This window comes from Rhodococcus tukisamuensis NBRC 100609 (assembly GCF_001894985.1).
In the GTDB taxonomy this organism is placed as follows: domain Bacteria; phylum Actinomycetota; class Actinomycetes; order Mycobacteriales; family Mycobacteriaceae; genus Rhodococcus_G; species Rhodococcus_G tukisamuensis.
In genome coordinates this window covers 283,247-292,321 of sequence record NZ_BCXG01000006.1, presented here as the reverse complement: position 1 = coordinate 292,321, position 9,075 = coordinate 283,247, and the positions used below count along the sequence as shown (strand labels likewise).

General features: G+C 72.0%; 7 protein-coding genes. 4 read left to right on the top strand and 3 right to left on the bottom strand.

Annotated features, from left to right (window positions below; genetic code table 11):
• Both RT2_RS09870 and RT2_RS09865 read right to left on the bottom strand, forming a co-directional pair.
• A partial coding sequence (locus RT2_RS09870; RefSeq protein ID WP_255312524.1) for a sensor histidine kinase occupies nucleotides 1-1,648 on the bottom strand: 1,648 nt, incomplete at its 3' end.
• A 142-nt stretch (nucleotides 1,649-1,790) separates the two neighbouring features.
• Nucleotides 1,791-2,483, bottom strand: coding sequence for a hypothetical protein (locus RT2_RS09865; RefSeq protein WP_072844593.1), 693 nt, complete (start codon nucleotides 2,481-2,483; stop codon nucleotides 1,791-1,793).
• Nucleotides 2,484-2,723: 240 nt separating this feature from the next.
• Here RT2_RS09865 and RT2_RS09860 point away from each other — a divergent pair, with 240 nt between their 5' ends.
• From RT2_RS09860 to RT2_RS09850, 3 genes are all read left to right on the top strand, one after another.
• Entirely contained in the window at nucleotides 2,724-2,918 is a 195-nt protein-coding gene (locus RT2_RS09860; RefSeq protein ID WP_072844592.1) for a helix-turn-helix domain-containing protein, read from the top strand.
• Nucleotides 2,919-2,937: 19 nt separating this feature from the next.
• Nucleotides 2,938-3,876: an acyl-ACP desaturase gene (locus tag RT2_RS09855; RefSeq protein WP_072844591.1), complete on the top strand. Its 939-nt coding sequence runs from the start codon at nucleotides 2,938-2,940 to the stop codon at nucleotides 3,874-3,876.
• A 189-nt stretch (nucleotides 3,877-4,065) separates the two neighbouring features.
• Nucleotides 4,066-5,037 (top strand): alpha/beta hydrolase, encoded by a 972-nt coding sequence (locus RT2_RS09850; protein ID WP_072844631.1) that lies wholly within the window; start codon nucleotides 4,066-4,068, stop codon nucleotides 5,035-5,037.
• Between the two features lie 133 nt (nucleotides 5,038-5,170).
• Here the strand turns inward: RT2_RS09850 and RT2_RS09845 are convergent, their stop codons facing one another.
• Nucleotides 5,171-7,447 carry a DNA polymerase III subunit gamma and tau gene (locus tag RT2_RS09845; RefSeq protein WP_072844590.1) on the bottom strand — a complete coding sequence of 759 codons (2,277 nt, stop codon included), beginning with the start codon at nucleotides 7,445-7,447 and terminating at the stop codon, nucleotides 5,171-5,173.
• Between the two features lie 218 nt (nucleotides 7,448-7,665).
• Between RT2_RS09845 and RT2_RS09840 the strand changes: the two genes are divergently transcribed.
• Nucleotides 7,666-8,991, top strand: a complete 1,326-nt coding sequence (locus RT2_RS09840) for an ammonium transporter (RefSeq protein WP_072844589.1) — start codon at nucleotides 7,666-7,668, stop codon at nucleotides 8,989-8,991.
• Nucleotides 8,992-9,075 lie beyond the last annotated feature (84 nt).

Genomic DNA, 9,075 nt, shown 5'->3' with positions numbered 1-9,075 from the left:
CGGCGGCGCTGACATGTGGGTCGAGGCCCGCCGGCAGTCGTGCGTCCACCTCGAGCACGAACCCTGCACGGGCGTGCTGCGTGACCAACTCCTGCAGCGCCGCCGCGAGCCCCAGCTCGTCGAGGATCGGGGGAAACAGAGCGCGCGACAAGGACCGCACCCCATCCACCTGGTGGTCGAGCTGTTCCTGCAGCGAGTCCAGCAACCGGCCCGCGGCAGCCGGGTCTGTTCGGAGCAGGTTCCGAACACCCTGCAGCCCCAAGCGGATTCCGGCCAGAGACGGGCCCAGCCCGTCGTGCAACTCGCGCCGGATCACCCGCCGCTCCTCCAGCCGGACCGTGGACAGCCGATCCCGGGCCGCGTCGAGGTCGCGTGCGGACTGCGCCAACACCAGTCCGGCGCCGACGACGGAGGCCAACTCCTCCAAGGACTTCCGGGTACGCGCTCCGAGCGACTCCCCCGGCGGCGCGGTGGCCTCCAGTCGGCCGACGGCCTCGCCGCGGTGGATCAGCTCGACCGCGGTCGTGGCACCGGTCGGGGCGCCACAGCGGACCACCGGCTCGTCCGCGTCGGGCAACCACACCGTGACCGACTCGAGCCGCAGCGCAGCCGCGACGCCCAGTGCGAGCTCGGAGACCAGGTCTTCGGGCGTCTCCGCGGACGCGAACCGGCGGCCCAGCCGGTGTGCGGCGCGCGCCGGGTCGACGCCGTCGCCGTACACCAGGTTGTGCGCCCGCCGATGCAGCCACAGCCGCGCGGGCTGCACCGCGACCGCGACCGCACCCGCGGCGAGCGCCTGCGCCAACGCCGAGTCCGCGGTCGGCAGCAGCCGAGCCAGGGCGGTCGCAACGAGCACGTACAGGGCCAGCAACACGGCTGCCAGGGTGCCCGCGACCACCGCGCGGCTCACCGCCAGATCCAGGCCCCACATCCGCTGCCGCAGCACGGCGACCAGGATCGCGGCTGGGAAGAACGCCTGCACCGCGAGGTGGGTCAGCGGCGTGATCATCCACATGTTCGGCCACGTCGCGGGCAGCGCGAGCGGCACGAAGGACAGCGTCATCAGCGCGGTGCCGAGGGTCAGCCAGCCGAGCCCGACGCGCTCGGGGGCCGGACCGCGACGCCAACGCCTCCCCGCGTCGGCGGTCGCGGCCAACCCGACGGCGACCACCGGCGCCACCAAGGCGATCGGTGCAGTGTCGGCGTAGGTGCGGGCGGCGAAGAACCAGACCGTCGCGGCGACGCCCGCGAGCAACCCGATCCGAGCGATCACGTCGATCCGGTGGTCGCGGATCAGCCAGGGCACCACCAGGAACAGCGCCAGCGTGCCTGGAATCCACGCCGTGTTCTGAAACGGTTCGATAGCAGCGACCGCGGGCAACCCGGGACGCGCGGCCTCCAGCTGGGTGTAGGCATAGCTGAACGCGGCCAGCCCCAACCCGATCGCAGTGAGGCCCAGCATGATTGGGACCGGATGTACCCGCCGTGCGAGCACCACCCCGCCGACAGTGCCGTACACACCGGCGCCCACCGCGTCGACCAGGAAGAACAACTGGTTCGTATCGAGGGTCGGGTTCGCCGCCAGGAAAGCGACCACCGACAGCACCACCAGCAGCCAGGCCCCGACCGCGAGCACGGCGGCGGGCATCGGCCATCCGCCGGTGCCCGCCGACCCCCCAACTCGCTCTCCCACCCGCGATTCCTTCCTCCGTAAGCGACTCCCTCGCCCGTGAGTCCCTTTGGTCCGCATGGGGACCGGAAGGACTCACGGGCCGGAGGCCTATCTTCGGTCAGGGACGGTCCGCGCGCCCCGTGAACCAGAGTCCGATCCCGCACACCAGCACCCACACCGGGCCGGTGAACCCGGCCATGTACTGCAGCGGGGAGATACCGAACAGGGCGGTCACCACCCCGAGCACAGCGCTGGTCCAGCCGAGCCAGCGCGGCACGGCCCCGTGCCGCAGCGACGCCACCGCGACCGCCAGCGCGCTGACCCCGGCGCCCGCCCACAACCACGGAATGGTTCCCATCCAGTGCGCTCCGACCACCGCGAACTCGGGCACCAGTCGGTCGCCCTCACCGAGCGCGAACACCAGCTCGGTGGTCAGTCCGGTCCCGATCAGGCAGGCCGCCGAGGTGAGGATCAGCCCACCGGCCGCGACCGACGGCAGCAGGCTTTCCGGAGCCAGGCGCGACGCCAGCCACCGGTGCAGCCCGGCCGCGAACACCAGCAGCAGCAGCGCGGCGAGCGCGAGCCCGACGTGCTCGACCAGGATCAGGGTGCGCTGCTCGGCGAGGCGGCCCATGACGGCCGCCGCGTTGCCCGCGACGCCCTCCTCGTACACGGCGGTGATCCGGGTGCTGGCCTGCATGCCGACGATCCCGGCCAGGCCCGCGACCGCGCCGGTCGCCGCCCACAGCAACATCCGCCGTGCCGGCGGGGCGGAGCTCACGCCCGGGTCGACGGAAGTGGTGGTGTTCATCTGCAGTCTCCTTCTTGCTCGTGGCCGAGGGGTGGCCCGATCGCGGATGTCCTGCTGAGCAGCGTGCGGTGCCCGCCGTCCCGGGCACCAGGGGCGGGTGTCCCGGGCGGTCGGGAAAATTTCACTGCCAGCGGCAGCTGGACTCGACATCGGTAGCGACCACCCACAGCGCGGCCACGGGACTGGTTGACGAACGCGTGGCCTGGCAGGGACAGCTGCCAATCCAGCCGATACCTGGAAGTGCCCCGGATCTCGGTGTTCAATTGGGTACGGCCCGCGCCGCGCGGGCAAGCACACGAGGAACTGCTCGACGCCGAACCGCCTCGCACCGTGCCGGACGTCGCGCTGCGGTGGGGGTTCACCCACACGGGCCGCTTTGCGGCGGCCTACCGGCAGAAGTACGGCGTGTCCCCTCGAAGTCCCTGCGGGCGGTGACGCGTGGCAGGGAGAACCGATGACCATCTCCACCCCGAACCAACTGGAACTGCTCCGCGAGCTCGAGCCGACCGTCGAGTCCGGCCTGAACCAGCACCTGTCGATCGCGAAGGACTGGCACCCGCACGACTATGTGCCGTGGGACGAGGGTCGCAACTTCGCCGCACTGGGCGGCGACGACTGGGCGCCCGAGCAGTCCCGGCTCTCCGAGGTGGCCACGGCGGCGATGATCACGAACCTGCTGACCGAGGACAACCTGCCGTCCTACCACAGGGAGATCACGGCGAGCTTCTCCCGCGAGGGGGCGTGGGGAACCTGGGTGAACCGCTGGACCGCCGAGGAGAACCGGCACGGCATCGTGATGCGGGACTTCCTGACGGTGACCCGATCCGTCGACCCGGTGCGGCTCGAGGAGATGCGCATGGCGCACATGACCACCGGGCTGACCTCGCCGATGGACGGCTCCTTCCTGCATTCGGTGTCCTACGTGACCTTCCAGGAACTGGCGACCCGACTCTCACACCGCAACACCGGTCAAGCCTGCGCGGACGCCGACGCCGAGCGGATGCTGGACCGGATCGCCGCCGACGAGAACCTGCACATGGTCTTCTACCGGACGCTCGCCGGCGCCGCCCTCGACCTGACGCCCGACGCGGCGATGGACGCGATCACCGAGGTGGTGATCCGGTTCCAGATGCCCGGTCTGTCGATGCCGGACTTCCGGCGCAACGCGCTGCTCCTCGCCACCCACGGCATCTACGACCTGCGTCAGCACCTCGATGACGTGCTGTGGCCGGTGCTGCGGATGTGGAAGGTGTTCGACCGCAACGACTTCACCGCGGTCGGTGAGCGGGCCCGGGACCGGCTTGCCGACCACCTCGAGGAACTCTCACGCAAGGCGGTCCGCTTCGAGGAGACCCGCGAGCGACTGCGGGCCCGGGAGGGCGCGCGGGCCTGAGCCCGGCTCACCGAGGTCCGGGGCTCACACCTCTGACCAGGCGCGGGATCGACATCACGCCGACGTTCACCCGACAGTTTCACCCGTGTCCGAGCGGACTTCTCGTCCGCGCCCCTCGCGTTGCCGTGTGCCCCGACCCTGACCGCCCTATGGTGGTCCCGGCACATGGCAGGCGGCGAAGGGGACGGCATGCGAACGGGTGGATCCACGATCTGGCACTGGAAGACGAGTTGGCGCGCGCACCTCGTCTTCGGGTTTGCCCGCGCGGTCGTCAAGCCGGTGATGGCGGCGTGGCCGACCGGCGACCGCGGCCTGGCCGTGCTCGCCCGGCTCGAGAGCCGACTGGACCGGATGCCGGCGCCGCCGAACACGACCGTCGAGCCGATGACGCTGGGCGGGGTGCGGTGCGAACGCGTCACCCACCCGCGCCAGGCCGGCGACGCCTTCTCGGGCGCCACCGTCCTGTACTTCCACGGCGGCGGGTTCCTGTTCTGTGGGCTGGGCTCGCACCGCGGCGTCTGCGCCCAGCTCGCCGCCTACTCCGGCGCCCCGGTGGTGTCGGTGGACTACCGCCAGCTCCCCCACGGCGGCATCGGGACCTCGATCGCCGACGCGATGACCGCGTACCGCGAACTGCTCGACAGCTGTGACGACCCCACCAAGATCGTCGTCGCCGGCGACTCCGCGGGCGGCTACCTCGCGATGAAGGTGGCCGAGATCGCGGCGCTGCAGGGCCTGCCGACGCCGGCCGCGGTGCTCGGGTACTCGCCGCTGCTCAACCTCGACCTCGAGGCGCACGACCCGGAGTTCATGCGCCGGGACGCGTACCTGCCGATGAACCAGGTGCGCAAGGTCAAGGATCGCTGGCTGTCCGGACCGGAGAAGATCATCGGGGCGCAGTCTCCGATCGACGCCGACCCGGCCCTGTTCCCGCCCGTGTTCCTGGTCGCCGCCGAGTACGAACTGATGCGCCCGGACGTCGAGTACCTCACCGCCCGCTTCGAGCGGGCCGGGCAGCCCGTCGAGACCCACCTGTGGGCCGGCCAGATCCACGCCTTCCCGGTGATCGGACCGATCCTGAGCGAGAGCCGCGAGATCGTCGGGCTGAGCGTCGAGTTCGCGCGGCGCAGCCTCGGCGCCGTGCGCAAGCGTTCGGCCTGACCGACCCCCGTCACGCTCCCCAATGTCACATCGGGTGCCCCTGGGGGACCCAATGTGACATTGGGGACGGTCGGACGGTCGGCAGGCGGACGCGGCACCCTTCCAGATCGGTGCGCGCCGCGGGACTACCGCGTCACTCGATGCGCTTGGCGCCCAACTCGTCCGCCAGGAGTTCGATTGCCATCTCCACCGGGTCGCGCCGAACAGACTCGGCGCCAGGCTCGGCGGCCTGCGCCATCATCTCTTCCTCGTCCTCGGGCGTGACGTTCTCCGGGGTCGGCGGCTCCGGCTCGTTCGGCGGCGGGCCCGGGTCATCCGGGTAGTCCGGGTAGTCCGGCGGCGGGATGTCGTCGACGGAGTCCCCCGACGGGCGCGGCCGCGACGGCTGGGCATTTCCCTGACTCGGCCGCGAGAACCTCGGCCCGCCAGCCGGTTTCGACGGCTCCCGCGAGGCCGCGGCACGCTGCACCGGCGCGACGGGCTCCGCGGTGCCGACCTCGCAGTCGACGGTCCAGTCCACCCCGAACACCTCGCGCAGCGCGTCCCGGATGACGTCCGCGTTGCGCGCCTCGACCAGCCGCTTGGCCAGCGGCGCCGAGGCGTGGATGAGGATCAGCCGGTTGTTCTCGATCGCGCGCACGGTGGCACCGGAGAGCATGACCTCCACGGTACGACTGCGCTCGCGCACCTTGGCGCGGACCTCGGACCACACCGCGCGGACCGCGGCGGCGTCGGGTTGGCCGGCCGCTGCGGGTGCGGGCTCCGGTTCCGCCTCGGGCATCGGCTCGGGTGCGGGCTCCGGCTCGGGCGCGGGTTCCGTTGCCTGCACGGGCATCTCGACCGGAACGGCCGGCTGCCGTACGGGGGCGGCGGGCTCCGGCTCCGGCTCGAACTGCTCCGGGGACGGTGCGGCCTGGGCCGCCGGCTCGGGCCGCGCGAACTCCGGTTCCGGGGCGGGCGGCTCGACGACCGGGGTCACGGGCTCGGGCGCCTGGGCCACCGGGGCCGGTGCGGGCGCTGCCGGCTCGACCACCGGCGCCGGAACCGGCTCGGCCACATGTGCCACCGGCTCCGGGGCGACAGGCACCGGAGCAGGTTCCACGGGTGCGGCCGCCGGCTCGGAAGCCTGCGTTGCCGACCGCTGCGAGGGCCGCTGGTAGATCGGCTCGGGTTCCGGGCCGGCCGACGCGCTCGGCCGAGCGGCGGGCTCCGCGGCCGCGGGCGTCCGCGCCGCCTGCCCGGCCGCGGGCACGCTCACGCCGGGACTCCGCTCCAGCCGTTCCAGGCGTTGCAGCACAGCCGATTCCGCGTCGGAAGCCGAGGGCAGCAGCATCCGCGCGCACATCACCTCGAGCAGCAGCCGGGGCGCCGTCGCGCCGCGCATCTCGCCGAGTCCGGCGTGCATCAGTTCTGCGTACCGGGCCAGCGTCGCGGGGCCGATTCGCTCGGCCTGCTCCCGCATCCGTTCGAGCACGTCGCCGGGCGCGTCGACCAGGCCCCGCTCGGCCGCGTCGGGCACCGCCCGCATCAGGATCAGGTCACGGATGCGCTCGAGCAAATCCACCGCGAACCGCCGCGGGTCGTGGCCGGCGTCCATCACCTTGTCGACCGTGCCGAACAGGGCCGCGCCGTCACCGACGGCGAGCGCGTCGACGGCGTCGTCGATCAGGGCGACGTCGGTGACGCCGAGCAGCGACAGCGCCCGCGAGTACGTGACGCCCTCGCTGCCCGCGCCGGCGAGCAGCTGGTCCAGCACGCTCAACGAGTCACGCGGCGAGCCTCCGCCCGCCCGGATCACCAGCGGGTACACCGCGGGGTCGACCGCGACGTGCTCCTGCGCGCAGATCTTCTCGAGCAGCCCGCGCATGGTGGTCGGCGCGAGCAGCCGGAACGGGTAGTGGTGGGTGCGCGACCGGATGGTCGGCAGCACCTTCTCCGGTTCGGTGGTGGCGAAGACGAAGATGAGGTGCTCCGGCGGCTCCTCCACGATCTTGAGCAGGGCGTTGAAGCCCTGCGTGGTGACCATGTGCGCCTCGTCGACGATGAAGATGCGGTAGCGGGACTCCGCGGGCGCGTAGAAGGCCCGGTCACGCAGCTCGCGGGTGTCGTCGACGCCGCCGTGGCTGGCCGCGTCGAGCTCGATCACGTCCAGGTTGCCGGGACCGCCGGGCGCCAGCGCGACACAGGAGTGACACACCCCGCACGGTGTGGAGGTGGGTCCCTCCACACAGTTCAGCGAGCGCGCCAGGATCCGGGCCGAGGACGTCTTGCCACAGCCGCGCGGACCCGAGAACAGGTAGGCGTGATTGATACGTCCGGCGTCCAGGGCGGTGCTCAGGGGTTCGGTGACGTGCTCCTGCCCCACCACTTCAGCGAAGGTCGCCGGTCGATACTTCCGGTAGAGGGCCACGCGGTGAGGGTACCGGGGCGATGCCCGACATTGCGCCCACGGACCACTGCGACCCGCGCGCGTCCCGCGACCACGGCGTCACGTGTCACCGCCCGACCTCGGACGACCTGTGCAAAATCCGAAACACAGCCGCAACACGACCGCCGCGCCGGTGAAACCGCAGCCCCGCATCGTCAGTTACCGATGCGGCAACATCCCGCACCGACAGGAGGACTGACGTGCAGACAATCGACGCCGGCGACACCGCCTGGTTGCTCGTGAGCACCGCGCTGGTACTGCTCATGACGCCCGGACTGGCCCTGTTCTACGGCGGCATGGTGCGCTCGAAGGGCGTGCTCAACATGATCATGATGAGCTTCGTCGCCATCGCCCTGGTCACCGTCGTCTGGCTGCTGGTGGGGTACAGCCTGGCCTTCGGCGACGACATCGGCGGCGGCCTGCTCGGCGGGCTCGAACACTTCGGGATGACGGGCATCGACCCGACCACCCTGCACGGCACGGTGCCGGAGTTCCTGTTCGCCACCTTCCAGCTCACCTTCGCGATCCTCACCGCCGCGCTGATCAGCGGCGCGATCGCCGACCGCGCCAAGTTCTCCTCGTGGATGGTGTTCGTGCCGGTCTGGACGCTGGCCGTGTACGTCCCCGTCGCGCACTGGGTGTGGGGTCCGGACGGCTGGATCGCCCGCCTCGGCGCCCTCGACTACGCCGGCGGCCTCGTGGTGGAGATCGTCTCCGGCGCGTCCGGCCTGGCGTTGGCGCTGGTCCTGGGCCCGCGCATCGGATTCCGCAGCGAGCCGATGCGCCCGCACAACCTGCCGTTGGTGCTGCTCGGGGTGGGCCTGCTGTGGTTCGGCTGGTTCGGTTTCAACGCCGGTTCCGCGCTGTCCGCGAACGGCACCGCGGCCGCCGTCTTCCTCAACACACTGGTCGCCGGCTGCACGGGCATGCTCGGGTGGCTGGTGGTCGAGCAGCGCCGCGACGGCCACCCCACCACCTTCGGCGCCGCGTCCGGCGTGGTCGCGGGCCTGGTCGCCATCACCCCGTCCTGCGGCTGGGTGACGGTTGGCGGCGCCGCGGTGATCGGCGTGGTCGCGGGCGGCGTCTGCTCGTTCGCGGTCGGCTGGAAGTTCAAGTTCGGCTACGACGACTCGCTCGACGTGGTCGGCGTGCACCTGGTCGGCGGGATCGTCGGCACCCTGCTGATCGGCCTGCTCGCCGCGAAGGTGATGACCGGCGGCGTGTCCGGGCTGCTGTTCGGCGGCGGGCTGGCCCAGCTCGGCAAGCAGGTCGCCGCGGTCCTGGTGGTCGGCCTCTACGCGTTCGGCATGAGCTACGGCCTCGGCAAGCTGATCGACCGGTACCTCGGGTTCCGGGTCAGCGCCGAGGACGAGATCACCGGCGTCGACCTGGCGCTGCACGCCGAGTCCGCGTACGAGCACGCGGTGCTCGCGCACGGCGGACCGACAGGCCCGGGCCTGTTCCCGCCGCGCGACGAGGAGCCCCGCCGCCGGGCCGCCGAGGAGGACGACGACCCGGTGCACTGACCGGACGACGGATCGCCGCCGCCCCGCAACAGGTCCGCTACTATCCCGGGGTCCGGGCACCGGACGGAAGATTCCTCGCCTCAC